Source organism: Streptomyces sp. TAA486, assembly GCF_000426165.1.
The window spans coordinates 413,301-432,328 of sequence record NZ_AUEV01000003.1 but is presented as its reverse complement, the minus strand read 5'-3'; the positions used below and the strand labels follow the sequence as shown (position 1 = coordinate 432,328).

General features: G+C 68.5%; 15 protein-coding genes and 2 tRNA genes. 12 read left to right on the top strand and 5 right to left on the bottom strand.

From position 1 onward, the window contains the following. Positions 1-120 precede the first annotated feature (120 nt). Complete coding sequence (locus I004_RS0108645; RefSeq protein ID WP_028435140.1) at positions 121-1,278, top strand: PP2C family protein-serine/threonine phosphatase; 1,158 nt, start codon at positions 121-123, stop codon at positions 1,276-1,278. Between the two features lie 113 nt (positions 1,279-1,391). Here I004_RS0108645 and I004_RS0108640 read toward each other — a convergent pair whose 3' ends face one another. After that, on the bottom strand, positions 1,392-2,696 hold the full coding sequence (locus tag I004_RS0108640) for an acyltransferase family protein (protein ID WP_028435139.1): 1,305 nt from the start codon (positions 2,694-2,696) through the stop codon (positions 1,392-1,394). Positions 2,697-3,311: 615 nt separating this feature from the next. Here I004_RS0108640 and I004_RS0108635 point away from each other — a divergent pair. Beyond that, the gene (locus I004_RS0108635) at positions 3,312-3,506 is read left to right on the top strand and encodes a hypothetical protein (RefSeq protein WP_028435138.1); all 195 of its coding nucleotides are present in this window, start codon (positions 3,312-3,314) and stop codon (positions 3,504-3,506) included. A gap of 182 nt (positions 3,507-3,688) precedes the next feature. Here I004_RS0108635 and I004_RS0108630 read toward each other — a convergent pair. Continuing rightward, a tRNA-Gly gene (locus I004_RS0108630) sits at positions 3,689-3,759 on the bottom strand. A 262-nt stretch (positions 3,760-4,021) separates the two neighbouring features. Then, complete coding sequence (locus I004_RS0108625; RefSeq protein ID WP_028435137.1) at positions 4,022-4,900, bottom strand: serine hydrolase; 879 nt, start codon at positions 4,898-4,900, stop codon at positions 4,022-4,024. Between the two features lie 609 nt (positions 4,901-5,509). Here I004_RS0108625 and I004_RS0108620 point away from each other — a divergent pair. The 5 genes from I004_RS0108620 to clpX all read left to right on the top strand — a co-directional run bounded on the left by I004_RS0108620 (position 5,510) and on the right by clpX (position 10,205). Then, positions 5,510-5,586 (top strand) — tRNA-Pro (locus I004_RS0108620). 108 nt (positions 5,587-5,694) lie between these two features. Next, positions 5,695-7,134 carry a trigger factor gene (gene tig / locus I004_RS0108615; RefSeq protein WP_028435136.1) on the top strand — a complete coding sequence of 480 codons (1,440 nt, stop codon included), beginning with the start codon at positions 5,695-5,697 and terminating at the stop codon, positions 7,132-7,134. 249 nt (positions 7,135-7,383) lie between these two features. Beyond that, entirely contained in the window at positions 7,384-7,986 is a 603-nt protein-coding gene (locus I004_RS0108610; protein WP_106965301.1) for an ATP-dependent Clp protease proteolytic subunit, read from the top strand. Positions 7,987-8,059: 73 nt separating this feature from the next. Next, entirely contained in the window at positions 8,060-8,767 is a 708-nt protein-coding gene (locus tag I004_RS0108605) for an ATP-dependent Clp protease proteolytic subunit (protein ID WP_028435134.1), read from the top strand. 151 nt (positions 8,768-8,918) lie between these two features. Then, positions 8,919-10,205: an ATP-dependent Clp protease ATP-binding subunit ClpX gene (gene clpX / locus I004_RS0108600; protein ID WP_028435133.1), complete on the top strand. Its 1,287-nt coding sequence runs from the start codon at positions 8,919-8,921 to the stop codon at positions 10,203-10,205. 183 nt (positions 10,206-10,388) lie between these two features. Here clpX and I004_RS33015 read toward each other — a convergent pair whose 3' ends face one another. Both I004_RS33015 and I004_RS0108590 read right to left on the bottom strand, forming a co-directional pair. Next, positions 10,389-11,090: a hypothetical protein gene (locus I004_RS33015; protein ID WP_051344850.1), complete on the bottom strand. Its 702-nt coding sequence runs from the start codon at positions 11,088-11,090 to the stop codon at positions 10,389-10,391. A 75-nt stretch (positions 11,091-11,165) separates the two neighbouring features. After that, on the bottom strand, positions 11,166-12,128 hold the full coding sequence (locus I004_RS0108590) for a hypothetical protein (RefSeq protein ID WP_028435132.1): 963 nt from the start codon (positions 12,126-12,128) through the stop codon (positions 11,166-11,168). A gap of 157 nt (positions 12,129-12,285) precedes the next feature. On the opposite strand from I004_RS0108590, the gene I004_RS0108585 reads away from it, so the two are divergent. The 5 genes from I004_RS0108585 to I004_RS0108565 all read left to right on the top strand — a co-directional run bounded on the left by I004_RS0108585 (position 12,286) and on the right by I004_RS0108565 (position 18,922). After that, positions 12,286-14,928: a valine--tRNA ligase gene (locus I004_RS0108585; RefSeq protein ID WP_028435131.1), complete on the top strand. Its 2,643-nt coding sequence runs from the start codon at positions 12,286-12,288 to the stop codon at positions 14,926-14,928. A 222-nt stretch (positions 14,929-15,150) separates the two neighbouring features. After that, complete coding sequence (gene folC / locus I004_RS0108580; RefSeq protein ID WP_028435130.1) at positions 15,151-16,713, top strand: bifunctional tetrahydrofolate synthase/dihydrofolate synthase; 1,563 nt, start codon at positions 15,151-15,153, stop codon at positions 16,711-16,713. Continuing rightward, positions 16,713-17,063 carry a DUF4233 domain-containing protein gene (locus I004_RS0108575; RefSeq protein ID WP_028435129.1) on the top strand — a complete coding sequence of 117 codons (351 nt, stop codon included), beginning with the start codon at positions 16,713-16,715 and terminating at the stop codon, positions 17,061-17,063. Before folC ends, I004_RS0108575 begins: the two co-directional genes overlap by 1 nt. Positions 17,064-17,185: 122 nt before the next feature. Beyond that, complete coding sequence (gene ndk / locus I004_RS0108570) at positions 17,186-17,599, top strand: nucleoside-diphosphate kinase (RefSeq protein ID WP_028435128.1); 414 nt, start codon at positions 17,186-17,188, stop codon at positions 17,597-17,599. A gap of 303 nt (positions 17,600-17,902) precedes the next feature. Beyond that, positions 17,903-18,922, top strand: coding sequence for a rod shape-determining protein (locus I004_RS0108565; protein ID WP_028431807.1), 1,020 nt, complete (start codon positions 17,903-17,905; stop codon positions 18,920-18,922). Positions 18,923-19,028: the final 106 nt, after the last annotated feature.

Sequence of the window (19,028 nt, the reverse complement as noted above, 5' to 3'; positions counted from 1 at the left end):
GTGGCCAACGCATTTCCCCACCCCCGGAGACGGATGCACGTGCATACGCACGTTCCGTCGTTCTTGCACGTCGTGAACGGAAGTGACGCACTGGTCAAAGGCTCGATAAGGTCCATCTGCATGGCGGTACGTCGTCCGAGCCTCACACCCCCGAAGGCCCGGTTGCACAAGACGCGAAGAGCGTTGCACCGGGCCCGAACGAGGCTGCGCCGCTGCGCCGTGGACTATTTCCGCGGCGGAGTCTCGGACTGGCTCGCCTTCGGCGCACTGCTTCTCACCATTCCGCTGCTGACCGTCCTCACGGTCCTCATGCCGCTGTGGGCCGCTCCGGAAGCGCTTGTGCTGCCGCTCATCGCGGGCGGCCTGCTGCTGCGCCCGGCGAGCCTGCTGGCGCTCTACGCGTCGGTGGCGGTGGCCCTCATCGTCGAGTCCGCGATGCTCGGGCCGTACCAGGACGGGGCTGGGCGCGTCACGCCCGGCAGCATCCTGGTCGTGGCCACGGCGGGGCTCGCGGGCCTGCTGGTCGCGCAGTTCCGTAGCCGCGTCGGCGTGCCCTGGCGGCGCGGCGGCACCATGCTCTTCGACCTCCGCGAGCGCATCCGCGTACAGAGCAAGCTGCCCAGGCTGCCACGTGGCTGGCACCGCGAGATGGCGCTGCGGCCGGCCGGCGGGCAGTCGTTCTCGGGGGACTTCGTCGTGGCGGCGCGTACGGGCCCGGGGGAGCGCACGCTCGAGGTCGTGCTGACGGACGTGTCCGGGAAGGGCATGGACGCCGGTTCACGCGCGCTGCTGCTCTCCGGTGCGTTCGGCGGCCTGCTGGGCTCCCTGCCGCCGCACGCCTTCCTGGCCGCCGCCAACGGCTATCTGCTGCGGCAGGACTGGGAGGAGGGCTTCGCCACCTCCGTCCATCTCGTCCTCGACCTGGACAGCGGCGACTACGAGCTCTTCTCGGCCGGGCACGTTCCCGCCCTCCAGCGGGGCGCGGGCACCGGCAAGTGGGAGGAGAAGACGGGCGACGGGCCGCTGCTCGGGGTCTACCAGGGCGCCCAGTTCGACCCGGTGAAGGGGACGCTGCTGCAGGGCGACGTGCTGATGCTCTTCACCGACGGCCTCGTGGAGACCTCGGAACGCGATCTGTCGGACGGGCTCGACCGGCTCACAGGTGAGGCCGACCGGCACGTCGCCTCGGGTTTCCACGGTGCCGCCTGGCACCTGATCGAGACGGTGGCGCGGGACGTGAACGACGACCGCGCCCTGCTGCTGCTCCGCCGCGGCTGAGCCGGCAGGGGGCCCGGGGCGAGGCCGGTCGCGGACGCCGCCCCTCACGCGACAGCGGGCCGGTGCGCAGAAGCGCCCGGCCCGCCCGTCCGAAAGGCTGTTCTCCCGTCCGCCTATCTGGCGTGCTTGCCGCCGCGGGAGCCGCCCTCTTTGGACGACGAACCCGATCGTGCGTACTCCCCGGAGACCGGGGCGGAGCCGCCCGATTCGGCGTGCGCCGGAGCGCCGGGGTTGAAGGACGCGGAGGCCGCCTGAGCCGGATTCGGCGGGGGCACGGAGTCCTTCTGGCGTGCGCGGGCCTGCGCACCCGCGTCCTGCCTGAAGAACCACTCCATCTTCGGCTCCATGGCGAAGCGGAAGGCGCGGCGCACCGGCCAGGTGCACAGGACGGTCATCATCACCGCGGCCATCAACGTGATCACCACGCGGCTGACGGGGTGGTCGACCCACTCCATGTCGTACCACTCGAACTCGCGCGAGATCTTGATCGGATAGACGTGGATCAGATACGCGTACAGCGTTCCGGCGCCGAGGGAGGTGAACCACATGTGGCGACGCGGCACGAGCGCGAGGAACGCGGCGGTCAGCACCAGCCCGCAGCCGAAGGTGGCGAGCGTCATCACGCCGCCGACCCAGGCCGGCGCCCCGAGGTCCTGCGAGGCCTTGTCGTGCAGGAACCAGCCCTTGGACATCCGCGGCACGGCCCAGTAGGCGACGAGCAGCGCACCGGCGAAGACCGGCAGCGCCAGCATCCGGAACCTGCGCCGAGTGACGATCTGGAAGTGCTCGGGCCGCAGTTGGAGGCCGAGCACGAAGAACGGCAGGAAGGCGGCGATCCGCATCAGGTTCAGGTCGCTGTTGATGCTCGGCGTGACACCGGCGGCGACGGCGACCGCGAGGGCGACGGGCAGCGGCCAGCGCATGCTCTTCCACAGCGGGGTCGTCAGCCTCCACAGGAAAAGGGCCACCAGGAACCACAGTGCGAAGCCCGGCTCCTGGTAGTGGAACTCCCGGTCGGGGTTGTCGCTCGCCCACCGCATGAAGAAGGTGTAGATCGTCTGGAAGATCACATACGGCACAAACACGCCGGTGACGAGCCGCTTGATCTGCCGGGGCTTGCCCTCGAAGCTGCGCGAGAGGTAGCCCGAGACGATGATGAACGCCGGCATGTGGAAGGCGTACAGCACGAAGTAGAGCGCGCCCGCCATGCGGCTGTCGTCGCGCAGCGGGTCCCACACGTGTCCGATCGCGACGAGCACGATCGTGAGGTACTTCGCGTTGTCGAGAAAGGGGTCCCGCTGGTCGGCGGGCTTTTTCTTGACCTTGGCCGGCGGCTCCGCGGACGCGTCAGGCGTCGCGGAAGGGGACTCCTGGCGGACCGGGGGGAGCGGTGCCCGCTCATAACCAGCGTGCAACATCTGTCGCACCTTAGTCCTCAAACCTGTGAGTCGTAAATTCTTGGCGAGATTCCAACACGCCTACCCGGAACAGTTTTCGACACACGTCGGTGAGCAGGGATTTCCGGCTACGGCGCCCGATCCGGGTGTCACTCTGTCCGTACATGTCCGTTACGACCGGACAATCGGACAGGGTGGGGACCGTCGGGTCGGCGCCTCAACGGGGCTTGTTTCACACCCGGGCGGACCGTATCCGGAACGCGCTGTGATCGACTCCACAACACCCCGCGATGCGGGGGCAATTCGGCGCCGACGGTGCCGCGGAGCCACGTCCGCTCTTGCATATGTTGCGTTATCGCTGCGCAGCGCATTGATCGGTGTGGAGCGTCACGAAATACCGTACGTATTAACTTCCGGCGGGCGGTGGGAGATGCGTCACGGGTGTGTCCGGAGCGTGTAGAGCGTGTGCGCACGGGGGAGAACCGCAACGACCGGGGAGGGTGGTCCCACGGCCGATGATTCGTCACCCAACTCCACGCACACGTGACTTGGTGGCACGATGGTCCGCGGCGGGGGCAGTGGTGGCGACGGCCCCTCGGCCGGTGAGGCTTTCCGACCGCAAGGGTGTGATCAGTTGTGGCCATTTCACTGTCTGTGGTGCTGCTGTTGGCAGTCATCCTGGTGGTGATGATCAGGGGTGGCTCGATAAAGGCAGGACCGGCCATCGTGGCGGTGCTCTTCGGCTTCTTCCTGGCCTCGACCGACATCGCGCCGTCGGTCAACCGGTTCATGAACTCCCTTGCGGACATGATCAACCAGATCAGCTTCTAGCGCGGCGGCGCTCCCGCGGCCGCAGGCGTCCGCCCGAGGCTGCACCGGCCCTGCCCGAGCAGGGGCACAAGAGCACACAGAGCCCATGGTCACCGTGCACCTGAGGAGGGCATCCCCTCGCGCCGAAGACCCGGAGCACGCCGAAGGGCCGGTCCCACATGGGGCCGGCCCTTCGCATTCAGAGCGGGCGACGGGAATCGAACCCGCGTAGCTGGTTTGGAAGACCAGGGCTCTACCATTGAGCTACGCCCGCAAGTGCCCCGCCCCGCACACCGGGCGCCTTGATCCCGGTGTGTGATTCCGGCGTCGCCACGGCCTGGGCCGGCACGTCCGTCGGAGCGGCACGGACTGCATCGTAGTGCATCTTCATCCGGCCGACGATCGTGACCTGGCGCCGGTGCGGCCGGGACGTCCCCGACGTGCCGGTACGCGCGGCAGAAGCAACAGGATGAGGCCGATGTGAGCCTGTCCTCCCGGCCGTCTCCGGCCGTCTCCGGCCGTCCGGACCAGAGGGCTCAGCGTCTGCCGAGCCCGCGGTGCACCGCCTTGGCGACGCCCTGGATCGTGCCGACTCCGTACTCCATCGTGCTGTTGCCCTGCGAGAGCACGGCGATGCCGTAGTCGTTGCCGCCGTGGGTGAACGCGCCGATGCTGTGGACGCGCCAGGCGCCCGTGGCACGCGGCAGCCAGCCGTTCTTGACGTGGACCGTGGCCGAGCCCGGGGCTCCGGCCGGCACTCCCCAACGCTGGCTCGGCACAACGCGGTTCATGAGGGTGAGGGCGTACGCGCGTGACTCCGCATTGAGGACCGAGTTGGACGCGGTGAGCAGCCGCAGCAGCTTCACCTGGTCCCGCGCGGTGACCCGGGTGAGGCCCCAGACTCCTTTCCGTCCGGGCTCGGTGTTCCGCATCCCGGCCAGCGACAGGAACTGACCGAAGCGCTCGCGGCCGATCCGGCGCCACAGCGTGGAGGTTGCCGCGTTGTCCGACCTGGTGACCATCGCGGTGGTGAGATCCACTTCGTCGCGCGTCAGCCTGCGGTGCTCGTCCTGGGCCTTTCGCAGCAGCGCCGCGAGGACCGAGACCTTGACGATGCTGGCCGAGTCGTAGTGCACGTCGGCCCTGAACTCGCAGGTGGTGCCGGTGCGCCGGTCGTACACGGCGAGCGCCGAGCTGTCCTGGCGGGGGCGGATCGCGTCGGCCACGTCGTCCGCCAGCCGTGCCGCCAGACCGGGCTGGGACGAGGTGCACACGACCTGCGCGCCCCCGACCCGGGCCTGTGCCGTGCTCGCCGCCGCCGGGCCGGCCGACGTCAGGACGGTGAGCGTGGATGCGGCGGCGACGGCCGCAGCGGTCACCCGTCTCGTGGTGGCCGATGTGCGCGATCCGAACATGGAGGTTCCGTCCCGGTCTGGGGCTGCTCTCTGGTGGTGACCTTCCGGCTCCGGCTCCTGGCCACGGGAGAAGTGACCGGCCGTCCGGATTGTTCATGTTGCGACGAATGTCACATGATGCTGGAGGCGCTCGCATGGCAGCACGTGCGCCACGCGGGGCTGCTGGCGTTCGAGCCGTGAGCACGGCGGAAGCACTGTGACGGCTTACAGCCGGCGCCCCGCCCCCGCGCCCGTACCGGGGAGTGCCCGGTGCCTGCCGCCCGGCGGTGTGACCACCGGGCTCGTGCGAAGGAGCCCGGGCGACCGTTCAAGTGTCACCCACTCCTGCGGTTCCTCTTCCGGCGGCGAGACCTCTCGCTCCGCGAGGCGGGCACGTGACCGCACGCCTTGGAGATGCCGGGCGGATCCGAGGCACTCGGTGCGGTCCGTCGCGGAGGGCCGGGCGGGTCGACCGCGGGAAAGGGTCCGCCGCACGATCCGACCTCGGGCTCGACCCCGATTCCGCTTCCGCGGAAGCCGGGACGACAGGGAACATCGCTGGGGCCCGGGAACGGGACGAGAGCCGGGCGCGGCCCCGTAGAAGGCCATGTACTCTACGTGTCGCACCGGCGGGGTGTGGCGCAGCTTGGTAGCGCGTCCGCTTTGGGAGCGGAAGGTCGTCGGTTCGAATCCGGCCACCCCGACCACGTACTATGCAAGACGCGCGCGCCAGTGTCGTGTCCGGATTCCGAGCGGTTTACGGGGCACCCGGCAGAGCGTTATTCCCCAAGAAGTCAGCCCCAAGGAGACCGACCGTGAAGAGCGCCGTGGAGACCCTGAACCCCACCCGGGTTCGGCTCACAGTCGAGGTGCCCTTCGAGGAGCTCAAGGACAGCCTCGACGCGGCGTACAAGAAGATCAACCAGCAGGTCACCGTCCCGGGTTTCCGTAAGGGAAAGATCCCTGCCCGGGTGATCGACCAGCGGTTCGGACGCGGCGCGGTGCTGGAGGAAGCAGTCAACGACGCGCTTCCGAAGCTCTACCAGTCGGCTGTCGAGGAGGGTGAGCTGAACCCGCTGGGTCAGCCCGAGGTCGACATCACCGACCTGAAGGACAACGAGCTGCTGTCCTTCACCGCCGAGGTCGACATCCGCCCCGAGATCACGATCCCCGACTACGCGGGCATCGAGGTCGAGGTCGAGGCCGCCGAGGTCTCCGACGAGGACGTGGACAAGGCCGTCGAGCAGCTGCGTGAGCGCTTCGCCTCCAACACGGTCGTCGAGCGCGCCGCGGCCGACGGCGACGTGGTCAAGGTCGACCTGGAGGCCAAGGTCGACGGCGAGCTCCTCGAGGACGGCGTCGCGGAAGGCGTCGACTACACGATCGGCTCCGGCGAGCTCCTCGACGGCATCGACGACGCCGTCACCGGTCTCGAGGCCGGCGGCGAGTCCACCTTCACCTCCGAGCTCAAGGGCGGCTCCGCAGCCGGCAAGGAGGCCGAGGTCTCCGTCAAGGTGCAGACGGTCTCCTCGCGTGAACTGCCCGCCCTGGACGACGACTTCGCCCAGCTGGCCAGCGAGTTCGACACCCTCGAGGAGCTGCGCGAGGACAGCCGCAAGCGGCTCGGCCAGCAGAAGAAGTACGAACAGGCCACCGAGGCGCAGGAGAAGGTGCTGGACGCCCTCCTCGGTCTCGTCGAGGTTCCCGTCCCGGACAAGCTGCTGGCGGACGAGGTCAGCACCCGCAAGGACAACCTCGTCAACAACCAGCTCGGTCAGATGGGCCTCGACCTCGCGACGTACCTGCAGATGCAGGACAAGTCCGAGGAGGACTTCGACGCGGAGCTCAAGGAGCAGGCGGAGAAGGGCATCCGCACCCAGTTCGTGCTCGACGAACTGGTCACCAAGGAGAAGCTCAACGTCAGCCAGGAAGAGCTGACCGAGCACCTGATGCGCCGTGCCCAGTCCTCGGGCATGAGCCCCGACCAGTTCGCGCAGGCGGTCGTCGAAGGCGGTCAGGTGCCGATGCTCGTCGGTGAGGTGGCGCGCGGCAAGGCGCTGGCCGCTGTCGTCGAGAAGGCCACCGTCAAGGACAGCAACGGCGAGACGGTCGACCTCGAGGACGACGAGGACGAGACCGCCGAGACGGTCCAGGCCGAGGCCGGCGAGGAGTCGGGAGAGGCCGCCGCGACGGCCGCCGAGGACACCTCGGAGAAGGGCTCGGACGAGGAGCAGGAGAAGAAGTCGGAGGGCTGACCCTCCCTCTCACCGCCCTCTCGCAGCACGTACCCGAGTACGCGACAGCCGGGGCCCGCGCACCTGTTGGTGCGCGGGCTTCGGGGCTGCACAGAGGGCCCATGGGACCTGCGCTGACAGCGAACAGCTCCCGATGCGGGATGGCTCCGTCGGTGCCGCGCGTTAGGGTCCCAAGTGCATGAAGACCCCAGAGACGGCACGCCTTCGGCTACCGTCCGGACACGAGCAGGTGGACACGTGACGCTTCCGATGCCTTCCGCCGCCGCTGAGCACCTTGGTGGTGGCCTCGGCGACCAGGTCTACAACCGGCTGCTCAACGAGCGGATCATCTTCCTCGGCCAGCCCGTCGACGACGAGATCGCCAACCAGATCACCGCTCAGTTGCTGCTCCTGGCGGCCGACCCGGACAAGGACATCTTCCTTTACATCAACAGCCCCGGTGGCTCGATCCAGGCCGGCATGGCGATCTACGACACCATGCAGTACATCAAGAACGACGTGGTCACCATCGCCATGGGCCTCGCCGCCTCGATGGGCCAGTTCCTGCTGAGCGCGGGCACCCACGGCAAGCGTTTCGCGCTGCCGAACGCGGACATCCTGATCCACCAGCCCTCGGCCGGCCTGGCGGGCTCCGCCTCGGACATCAAGATCCACGCCGAGCAGCTGCTGCGCACGAAGAAGAAGATGGCGGAACTCTCGGCCCAGCACACCGGCCAGTCCGTCGAGCAGTGGACCCGTGACGCCGACCGCGACCGCTGGTTCTCCGCCGAGGAGGCCAAGGAGTACGGCCTGATCGACGAGGTGTACGGCAGGGCGGCACAGCTTCCGGGAGGCGGCGGTACGGGCGCGTGAGCCGCGCCGCAGGACAGCAGGCTCAGCAGCAGCGCAGCGACCGCAGTCAGCCCATCACCAGGAGAAGGCTCCGATGACCAATCTTTCCGGACTCCCCGCCTCCGGCGGTTTCCCCGGCGCGGAGAGCACGTACGCCTCACAGGGCCGCTACACGGGCCCGCGGCCCGAGTCCCGCTACATCGTCCCGCGGTTCGTCGAGCGCACCTCGCAGGGTGTGCGGGAGTACGACCCGTACGCGAAGCTCTTCGAGGAGCGCGTGATCTTCCTGGGCGTCCAGATCGACGACGCCTCGGCCAACGACATCATGGCGCAGCTGCTGTGCCTGGAGTCGATGGACCCGGACAGGGACATCTCGCTCTACATCAACTCGCCCGGCGGCTCCTTCACGGCGCTCACGGCGATCTACGACACGATGCAGTTCGTGAAGCCGGACATCCAGACGGTCTGCATGGGACAGGCGGCCTCCGCCGCCGCGGTGCTCCTCGCCGCCGGTACTCCCGGCAAACGGATGGCGCTTCCCAACGCACGCATCCTGATCCACCAGCCCTACAGCGAGACGGGCCGCGGTCAGGTCTCCGACCTGGAGATCGCCGCGAACGAGATCCAGCGCATGCGGATCCAGCTGGAGGAGATGCTGGCGAAGCACTCCACCAAGGAGATCGAGAAGATCCGCGACGACATCGAGCGTGACAAGATCCTCACGGCCGAGGAGTCGCTGGAGTACGGGCTGATCGACCAGATCGTCTCCACCCGCAAGTCGTCCGTCGGCATGGGAGTCTGACGCCGGCGCATGTCACTTTCCCCCTTGGGTCGCCTCCACCGAGTCGTCCCAAGGGGGGCCCAATTCGACGGCTCGGCAGGGTACCGTCGTCAGAGCACGTACCTCGGTCCGACGGCTGATGGACCGGTCCCAGGCGAAGGGGAAGCACCTCGTGGCACGCATCGGTGATGGCGGCGATCTGCTCAAGTGCTCGTTCTGCGGGAAGAGCCAGAAGCAGGTGAAGAAGCTGATCGCAGGGCCAGGCGTCTACATCTGCGACGAGTGCATCGACCTGTGCAACGAGATCATCGAGGAGGAGCTCGCAGAGTCCTCCGAGGTGCGCTGGGACGAGCTGCCCAAGCCCCGCGAGATCTCGGAGTTCCTGGAGGGGTACGTGGTCGGCCAGGAGGCAGCCAAGAAGGCGCTCTCCGTGGCGGTCTACAACCACTACAAGCGCGTGCAGGCCGGTGAGAACGGCGGCCCCCAGGGCCGTGAGGACGGCATCGAGCTCGCCAAGTCCAACATCCTGCTGCTCGGCCCCACCGGCTCCGGCAAGACACTGCTCGCGCAGACGCTCGCCCGCATGCTCAACGTCCCCTTCGCGATCGCGGACGCCACCGCGCTGACGGAAGCGGGTTATGTCGGCGAGGACGTCGAGAACATCCTCCTGAAACTGATCCAGGCGGCGGACTACGACGTCAAGAAGGCCGAGACCGGGATCATCTACATCGACGAGATCGACAAGGTCGCCCGCAAGAGTGAGAATCCGTCGATCACGCGTGACGTCTCCGGCGAGGGCGTCCAGCAGGCCCTGCTGAAGATCCTTGAGGGCACGACGGCCTCGGTGCCGCCGCAGGGCGGACGGAAGCACCCGCACCAGGAGTTCATCCAGATCGACACGACGAACGTGCTGTTCATCGTGGGCGGTGCCTTCGCCGGGCTGGAGAAGATCATCGAGTCCCGTGCGGGGGCGAAGGGAATCGGCTTCGGTGCCACCATCCGCTCCAAGCGGGAGATCGAGGACAGCAACCAGTTCGAGGACGTCATGCCGGAGGACCTGGTGAAGTTCGGGATGATCCCGGAGTTCATCGGCCGTCTGCCCGTGATGACGAGCGTCCACAACCTCGACCGCGAGGCGCTGCTGCAGATCCTCATGGAGCCGCGCAACGCACTCGTCAAGCAGTACCAGCGCCTCTTCGAACTCGACGGTGTGGAGCTGGACTTCGACCGTCCCGCGCTCGAGGCCATCGCCGACCAGGCGATCCTGCGCGGCACCGGGGCGCGCGGGCTGCGCGCCATCATGGAAGAGGTCCTGATGTCGGTGATGTACGAGGTTCCCTCCCGCAAGGACGTCGAGCGCGTCGTGATCACCGAAGAGGTCGTCCACTCCAACGTCAATCCGACGCTCGTGCCCCGCTCGCGCGGCAACGAGCAGGAGCGGCACGAGAAGAGCGCGTAGGGCATCGTCCGCAAGCGCGCGAACAGTCGCTCAATCGCCGCCGCAGCAATGGCAGTTGTCCCGCAACGACGAGAAGGGGCGCCCGGCACATTGCCGGGCGCCCCTTCTCGTTTCCGTGCTCCTCGCGACGTGAACGCCGCGCTCTTATCGTCAGCCGGAAGCTTCTGCGGGCAGCGGCTGCCGTCAACCGGCCTCGACGAGGGCGTCCTTGCGTACCTTGGCGGTCAGTTCGGCGGTGCTCTTCAGGTCCACGGGCTTCGTCTTCGTCCCGTCGCTGGTGAGGATCATCGAGGAGACCGTGCCGACCGTGCTGGAGTCGGACCAGCTGCACATCACGAGGCTCATGCTCGAGATCTTGTACTCCTGGCACTTGAGCACGTCGCCGTCGAAGCCGGAGGGCGAGAACTTCTCGAGGCTTCCCTCCGCCTTGGCGCCGGTCTCGGTCCCGAGCGACTTGCCCGTCTGCTCGAAGACCCAGTCCACTGCCTTCTCCGGGTTCTCCACGGAGCCGTAGGCGCCCCCGAGTTGGAGCTTCTTGGTGGCGCCGGCCTTGTACTCGGCGCTGACGTCGGCGCCGGAGGTCATCCCCGGCACCTTCTTGTTGTCGAAGGCCTCGCCGTCGCCCTTCTCGCCCTTGCCGTCCCGCTGGTACTCACCGGCAACGGTCTGCGGCGTCGTCAGCTTGTACTCGGGACCACCGCCGGGCCCCAGGACGAAGTACCCGCCGACGAGGAGGCACACCACGACCAGGGCGCCGACGCCCAAGGCCATGGTCCGGCCACTGAGACCGCTCCTGCCGCCCTTGTCGCCGCCGCCGTCCTGCGTGGGCACCGGGGCATCGGGCGCCGTCGACGGTCCGTGCGGGGCCGGCTGACTGTCACTCATCGCTTTGCGTCTCCTCCGTCAGGCGGGGGATCCCCGGCACACCGGCCGGGGGTCCCGGAACCTCAGTCCCGCGGGCTACTTGATCTCGACCCGCGCGTCGTCGCGCAGCTTCGTCGACAGCTTCGCGACGTCATCGATCGTCATGCTCTTGCCGGTGAGAACGGCGGCGGAGTCCTGGGCGGAGACCATCGCCACCGTGCTGTGGTCGCCCCACATGCACAGCGGCGCCTTGATCTCCGAAGGAGTGCCGCTTCCCGCGGACGTGGATGCGCCGAGGCTGACCTTGATGATCTGGCACTTCATCACGGCGTCGTCCTCGAGACCGGCCGGCTGGACCTTCTCGGGGCTGCCCTCGAGTTCGGCGGTCCTGCCGGAACGCTCCGCGCTCCTCTCGCTGTCCTCGGCCATCTTCGCGAACGCCGCGTCGACCGTGGCCTCCGGGTCCTCGACCTCGCCCCAGACGCCCTGGAAGTTGAGCTGCTTCAGGGTCGTGCCGCTGCCGGACTTGTACGAGCCGTGCTCGCTCTCGGGGCCGTCGACGCCCGCCCTCTCGAACTCGGAGAGCTCGGACTGCGTCATCTGGTTCGTGGTGCCGTAGCCCTCGTTCTTCTCGTACTCGCCGGCGACCGTCTGCGGAGAGGTCAGCTTGTACTTCTTGCCGTCGTCGGCGACCGAACCGCCGCCGCTGCCCCCCAGGCCGCCGAACAGCAGGATGGCGCCGATGAGGACGCCCACGATCACCAGCGAGCCGATGATGATCGCCATGGTCTTGCCCGCCATGCCGCCGCCCTGCGGGGGCATGGGCGGCCCGGGCTGCCCGTAGGGACCGGGCTGCCCGTACGGGCCCGGCTGCCCCGGCTGCTGCGGATAGCCGTAACCGGGCTGTCCGGGCGGCTGCTGCGGATACCCGTAGCCGGGCTGGCCCGGTGTCCCGCCCGGAGCGCCCTGGGCGTACGGATTCGGGCCCTGCGGAGGCTGTCCGTACGGTCCGGGCGGGGGCGGCTGCTGTCCGGAAGGCCCCGGCTGGTTCTGACTCATGGCTGTGCATCCCCTCCGTTTGATGAGCGACGCCTACGACGCGGTCGCGCTCGCGCCGGCTCGCTGCGCGTACATCCTTGCGGACCCCAGGAGCACGTGCTGCACCGGTCCCCAAACCGATTCGAGACTGCGACATTGACGCCCGTACACTGCCGTCGTGACCGAGAATTCTCAGCAGCGCCCCGACTCCCGAGGGCCGAAAGCAGCAGCCCCCGCAGACCTTCCGACGCAGTACGCGCCGGCCGAGGTGGAGGAGGAGCTGTATGAGCGCTGGGTAGCTCGCGGTTACTTCGAGGCGGACTCGAAGAGCGACAAGCAGCCGTACACCATCGTCATCCCGCCACCGAACGTCACGGGATCGCTCCACCTCGGCCACGCCTTCCAGCACACGCTGATGGACGCCCTCACGCGCCGCAAGCGCATGCAGGGCTTCGAGTCGCTGTGGCTGCCGGGCATGGACCACGCGGGCATCGCCACGCAGAACAAGGTCGAGCAGCAGCTCGCCGAAGAGGGCAAGTCCCGGCAGGACTTGGGGCGTGAGGAGTTCGTCGAGCGGGTCTGGCAGTGGAAGGAGGAGTACGGCGGCAAGATCCTCGGCCAGATGCGCCGCCTCGGCGACGGCGTCGACTGGACGCGCGAGCGCTTCACGATGGACGAGGGCCTCTCCAGCGCCGTCCAGACCGTCTTCAAGCAGATGTACGACGACGGGCTGATCTACCGTGCCGAGCGGATCATCAACTGGTGCCCCCGCTGCCTCACCGCCATCTCCGACATCGAGGTGGAATACCAGGAGGACGACGGCGAGTTGGTCTCCATCCGGTACGGCGAGGGTGAGGATTCCCTGGTCGTCGCCACCACCCGGGCCGAGACGATGCTGGGTGACACCGCCGTCGCCGTCCACCCTGACGACCAGCGCTACGCACACCTGCTGGGCCGGCACATCAAGCTGCCGCTCACCGACCGCGCGATCCCGGTCGTCGCCGACGAGCATGTGGACCCGGAGTTCGGCTCCGGCGCCGTCAAGGTCACTCCTGCCCACGACCCGAACGACTTCGCGATCGGGCAGCGGCACGACCTGCCGGCGCTGACCGTCATGGACGAGCGTGGCGTGATCACCGCGCACGGCCCGTACGAGGGCCTCGACCGCTTCGAGGCGCGGTCCTCGATCGTCGCCGCCCTGCGCGAACAGGGCCGCATCACGGCCGAGAAGCGCCCGTACACGCACAGCGTCGGGCACTGCTCGCGCTGCAAGACGACCATCGAGCCGCGGCTGTCGATGCAGTGGTGGGTCGGCGTCGGCCCGCTCGCGCAGGCCGCCGGTGACGCGGTGCGCGACGGACTGGTCAAGATCCACCCGCCGGAGATGTCGGCGCGCTACTTCGACTGGGTCGACAACATGCTGGACTGGTGCATCTCGCGCCAGCTTTGGTGGGGCCACCGCATTCCGGTCTGGTACGGGCCGGACGGCGAGGTCCGCTGCCTCGGCCCCGACGAGAAGCCCCCCACGGGCGAGGGCTGGACGCAGGACCCGGACGTCCTGGACACCTGGTTTTCCTCCGGCCTCTGGCCGTTCTCCACCCTCGGCTGGCCCGAACAGACCCAGGATCTGGCGAAGTTCTATCCGACCGACGTTCTGCTGACCGGCCACGACATCATCTTCTTCTGGGTCGCCAGGATGATGATGTTCGGTCTCTACGCGATGGACGGCGTCGCCCCGTTCCACACGATCGCGCTGACCGGACTGGTCCGGGACGACCACGGCAAGAAGATGTCCAAGTCCAACCCCAACTCGGTGGATCCGCTGGACTGGATGAACGCTTACGGTGCCGACGCCGTCCGCTTCACGCTCACCAGCGGCGCCAACCCGGGCGCCGATGTGCCGATCGGTGAGGACTGGGTCAAGGCGTCCCGCAACTTCGCCAACAAGATCTGGAACGCCACGCGGTTCGCGCTGATGAACGGTGCGACGATCGAGGGCCCGCTGCCTGATGCGTCCGAACTGGGCGCGACGGACAGGTGGATCCTCTCCCGCCTCAACTCCGTCGTCACCGAGGTCGACGGCTACTACGACGACTACCAGTTCGCCAAACTCTCGGACGCGCTCCGCCACTTCGCGTGGGACGAGGTCTTCGACTGGTACGTCGAGCTGTCCAAGACCACTTTCGCAGCCGGCGGACGGCCCGCCGAGGTCTCACGCCGCGTCCTCGGCGAGGTCCTCGATGTGATGCTGCGGCTGCTGCACCCGGTCGTCCCGTTCGTCACCGAGTCGCTGTGGACGACGCTGACGGGCGGCGAGTCCCTCGTCGTCACGCCCTGGCCGGCCGACTCGGGATTCCGGGACGCGGAGGCCGAGCGTGAGATCGCCACCCTCCAGAACGCGGTGACCGAGGTCCGGCGCTTCCGTGCCGACCAGGGCCTCCAGCCGGGGCAGCGGGTTCCGGCCCGGCTCACGGTGGCGGCCTCCCCGCTGGCCTCCCACGAGGCCGCGATCCGGCAGCTGCTGCGGCTCCAGCCCGAGGGCGAGAGCTTCCACGCCACGGCGTCGCTGCCCGTCGCGGGCGGAACGGTGGAGCTGGACCTGTCCGGCGTCATCGACGTCGACGCGGAGCGCAAGCGGCTGACGAAGGACCTGGACGCCGCCGAGAAGGAATTTCGGCAGACGACGGCGAAGCTGGAGAACGAGGGCTTCCTCGCGAAGGCCCCCGATCACGTCGTCGGAAAGATCCGGGACCGCCGCGCCGCCGCCGAGGCCGACATCGCACGCCTCCGGCCGCAGATCGAGCGGCTGCCCGGCGCGTAACCCGCCGCGAGCGCGTGGTCCCGGTCGCCTAGGGCCCACGCGCTCGCGCTGCGCCGAGCGCGTCCCTGGGCGCCCCCGCGACGGGCCACCCACGCACTCACGGTCCGGCAGCATCCGTGCTGCCGGACCGCTTCGCGTTCCATGGGCCACGAGCCCGAGCACCGGCGACCGCGGGCGGACCGCCGGGAAGGCGGCCCCGCCGCCCTACGTAGACTGGGCGCCGTGAGTGACCAGCCCCAGCCCCCCGAGCAAGGTCCCGGCGAAGACCCGGACGAGGAGAACGGCGACACCGCACCCTCCGAGTTCGAGGAGATCGTCGGAGCGGAGACGGACCGCGACCCGGACCTGGCGGTGATCGAGGCCGGCAGCCGCACCCTCCGCGCTCAGGCCGGCCCGCCGGAGGCCGACGTCGTTCCCGGACGGCCCGAGGACCCCGAGACGGACCGTGCGCTGCGGGCGGTGGAGACGGAGCTGATGGGCCGCTGGCCCGAGACCAAGCTCGACCCGTCCCTGGACCGCATCCGGGCGCTGATGGACGTGATGGGGGAGCCGCAGCGCGCCTACCCGTCCATCCACATCACCGGCACGAACGGCAAGACCAGCACGGCACGCATGATCGAAGCGCTGCTGAGCACCTTCGAGCTGCGCACCGGCCGCTACACCTCCCCGCACGTGCAGTCGATCACCGAGCGGATCAGCGTCGACGGTGCTCCCGTCTCCGCCGAGCGCTTCATCGAGACCTACGAGGACGTGAAGCCGTTCGCGGAGATGGTCGACGCGCAGGAGCCGCACCGTCTCTCCTTCTTCGAGATGCTGACGGGCATGGCTTACGCGGCCTTCGCCGACGCCCCCGTGGACGTCGCCGTCGTCGAGGTCGGCATGGGCGGCAGCTGGGACGCCACGAACGTGATCGACGCGGGCGTCTCCGTCATCACTCCCATCTCGCTCGACCACGTCGCGCGCCTCGGTGACACCCCCGAGAAGATCGCCGGTGAGAAGTCCGGGATCGTCAAGAAGGACGCCACCGTCGTTCTCGCCCAGCAGCCCGTGGAAGCCGCCTCCGTCGTGCTGAAGCGGGCCGCCGAGGAGGACGCGACGGTCGCCCGTGAGGGCATCGAGTTCGGCGTGGTCTCGCGTGAGGTCGCGGTCGGCGGGCAGCTGATGACGCTGCGCGGACTGGGCGGTGAGTATCCGGAGATCTTCCTGCCCATGCACGGGGCGCACATGGCGCACAACGCGGCCGTGGCGCTCGCCGCCGTCGAGGCCTTCTTCGGCCTCGGCGCCCGGCAGACGGACAAGGGCCGCACGCTCGACGCCGACATCGTCCGGCAGGCCTTCGCGTCGGTCTCCTCACCCGGCCGCCTGGAGCTGATGCGCACCAGCCCGGCGGTGCTCCTCGACGCCGCGCACAACCCGGCGGGAGCCCGTGCCACCGCGGAAGCGGTCACGGAGGCGTTCAGTTTCAGCCGTCTCGTGGGCGTTGTCGGTCCCAGCAGCGACAAGGACGTACGGGGCCTGCTCGAGGCCTTCGAACCGATCTTCGCGGAAGTGGTCCTCACCCGTAACTCCACGTCCCGTGCGATGGATGTCGACGACCTGGCCGCCGTCGCCGTCGAGGTCTTCGGGGAGGAGCGGGTACAGATCGAGCCCCGGCTCGACAGCGCCCTGGAGGAGGCGATCACGCTCGCCGAGGAGGAGGGCGAGTACGCCGGAGCGGGCGTCCTGGTCACGGGATCCGTCATCACGGCCGGCGAGGCCCGGCTGCTGCTGGGGAAGGAGCGGTAGTGCGCACCCTCTGCGCGAGCACGCTGCTCGGTGAGTTCTTCGTGATCGGCTTCGCCGGTCTCGTCGCCATGCGTACCAGCGATCTGTCCGCGGGCACCGTCTGGACGGTCTGCGGGGTGGCGATGGCGCTGTGCGTCCTGCTCTGCGGGGCACTGACGCGCCCGGGCGGTGTCCAGCTGGGCTGGGCGCTCCAACTGGCCCTGATCGCCTCCGGGTTCGTCGTCCCGGCCATGTTCTTCCTCGGCGCCTGCTTCGCGGGACTGTGGTGGGCGTCCGTCCACTTCGGCCAAAAGGTGGACGAGGCGAAGGCCGAGCGTGCCCGGCTGGAGACCGAGCCTGACACTGCGTGACGGTGAGGGGTGCCGTCCGTGTAGCCTCTGGGCATTCGCAACCGGCCACATCGCCGACCCTGACCTCCCCGACGCCTGACGTCCCCGACGGCACGGCGCGCCATCCCCGAGGAGCCCCCGACATGAGCGAGCGCACCCTGGTACTGCTCAAGCCCGACGCCGTACGCCGCGGCCTGATCGGTGAGATCACCGGCCGGATCGAGAGCAAGGCGGACTGGGCTGTCAGGGCACTGGAGTTGCGCACGCTCGACCGCTCGACGCTGGAACAGCACTACGCCGAGCACGTCGGAAAGCCCTTCTACGAACCGCTTGTGGAATTCATGGCCTCGGGCCCGTCTGTCGTGATGGTCGTCGAAGGTGAGCGCGTCATCGAAGGAGTACGGGCACTCGCCGGTCCGACGGACCCGATTGCCGCGGCGCCCGGCTCCATTCGGGGGGACTTCGGCACGATTGTGCGGGAAAACCTGATTCACGCATCGGACTCGGTGGAGTCCGCCGAGCGTGAGTTGAAGATTTTTTTCCCTGACTTCAGTTAGGGTTCCGCTGACGCGTCATCAGTCGTCAGAGCCTGGATGACCTGGGGCGACCGACAATTTCCGGTCGCCCTTCGGCATATGCGCCTTGGTTCGGGGGAACGCATCACCCCGACACGACGTCACTGATTACAGGGACGACGGCTGTTACGCCGACAATGGCGGGACACCCTCGCTACGTGTTCGAGTCCGCGTCTACGATGGAACCTCGCGCCTCCATTGCGTTAGCGCGGATCACACACTCCTGCCGTCCTCCCACACACATCGCTCCAGTTGGAAGGCCAGACGCATCCTATGGCGAACAACATGTCGTTCATCGGCCGTGATATGGCTGTCGACCTCGGGACCGCCAACACGCTGGTGTACGTCAGGGGTCGCGGGATCGTCCTCAACGAGCCGTCGGTCGTCGCCATCAACACCAACACCGGGGGCATCCTGGCGGTCGGCGCCGAGGCGAAGAAGATGATCGGCCGCACCCCGGGCAACATCGTGGCCGTGCGTCCGCTGAAGGACGGCGTCATCGCCGACTTCGAGATCACCGAGCGGATGCTCCGCTACTTCATTCTCAAGATCCACAAGCGACGCTATCTGGCCCGTCCGCGCGTGGTCATCTGCGTTCCCTCCGGCATCACCGGGGTCGAGCGCCGCGCCGTCATCGAGGCGTCCACGCAGGCGGGCGCGCGGCAGGTGCACATCATCGAGGAGCCGATGGCGGCCGCGATCGGCTCCGGGCTGCCCGTGCACGAGGCCACCGGCAACATGGTCGTCGACATCGGCGGTGGCACCACCGAGGTGGCGGTGATCTCGCTCGGAGGAATCGTCACGGCCCAGTCGATCCGTGTCGCCGGCGACGAGCTGGACAACGCGATCATCCAGCACATCAAGAAGGAGTACAGCCTGCTCCTCGGTGAGCGCACGGCCGAGAGCATCAAGATCACGATCGGATCCGCGCACTCCCTCGACAAGGACGAGCACACGGAGATCCGTGGCCGCGACCTGGTCAGCGGCCTCCCCAAGACGGTCGTCATCTCGGCCGCGGAGGTCCGCAGGGCCATGGAGGAGCCCGTCAACGCGATCGTCGACGCGGTGAAGACCACGCTCGACAAGTGCCCGCCCGAGCTGTCCGGCGACGTCATGGACCGCGGGATCGTCCTCACCGGTGGCGGCGCGCTGCTGCGCGGACTGGACGAGCGGCTGCGCAGTGAGACGGGCATGCCGATCCACATCGCCGAGGATCCGCTGGATTCCGTGGCGCTGGGCTCCGGAAAGTGCGTGGAGGAATTCGAGGCGCTTCAGCAGGTCCTCGATTCCCAGCCCAGGCGATGATCTGAACGTAACGAACCGCCGTGCGGTCCGCCGCATGCACGACCACCAGTCCGCCTGTGGATCGTTGACAGTTCCGGAGCACGGCAGCAGTGCTCCGGAACGGACA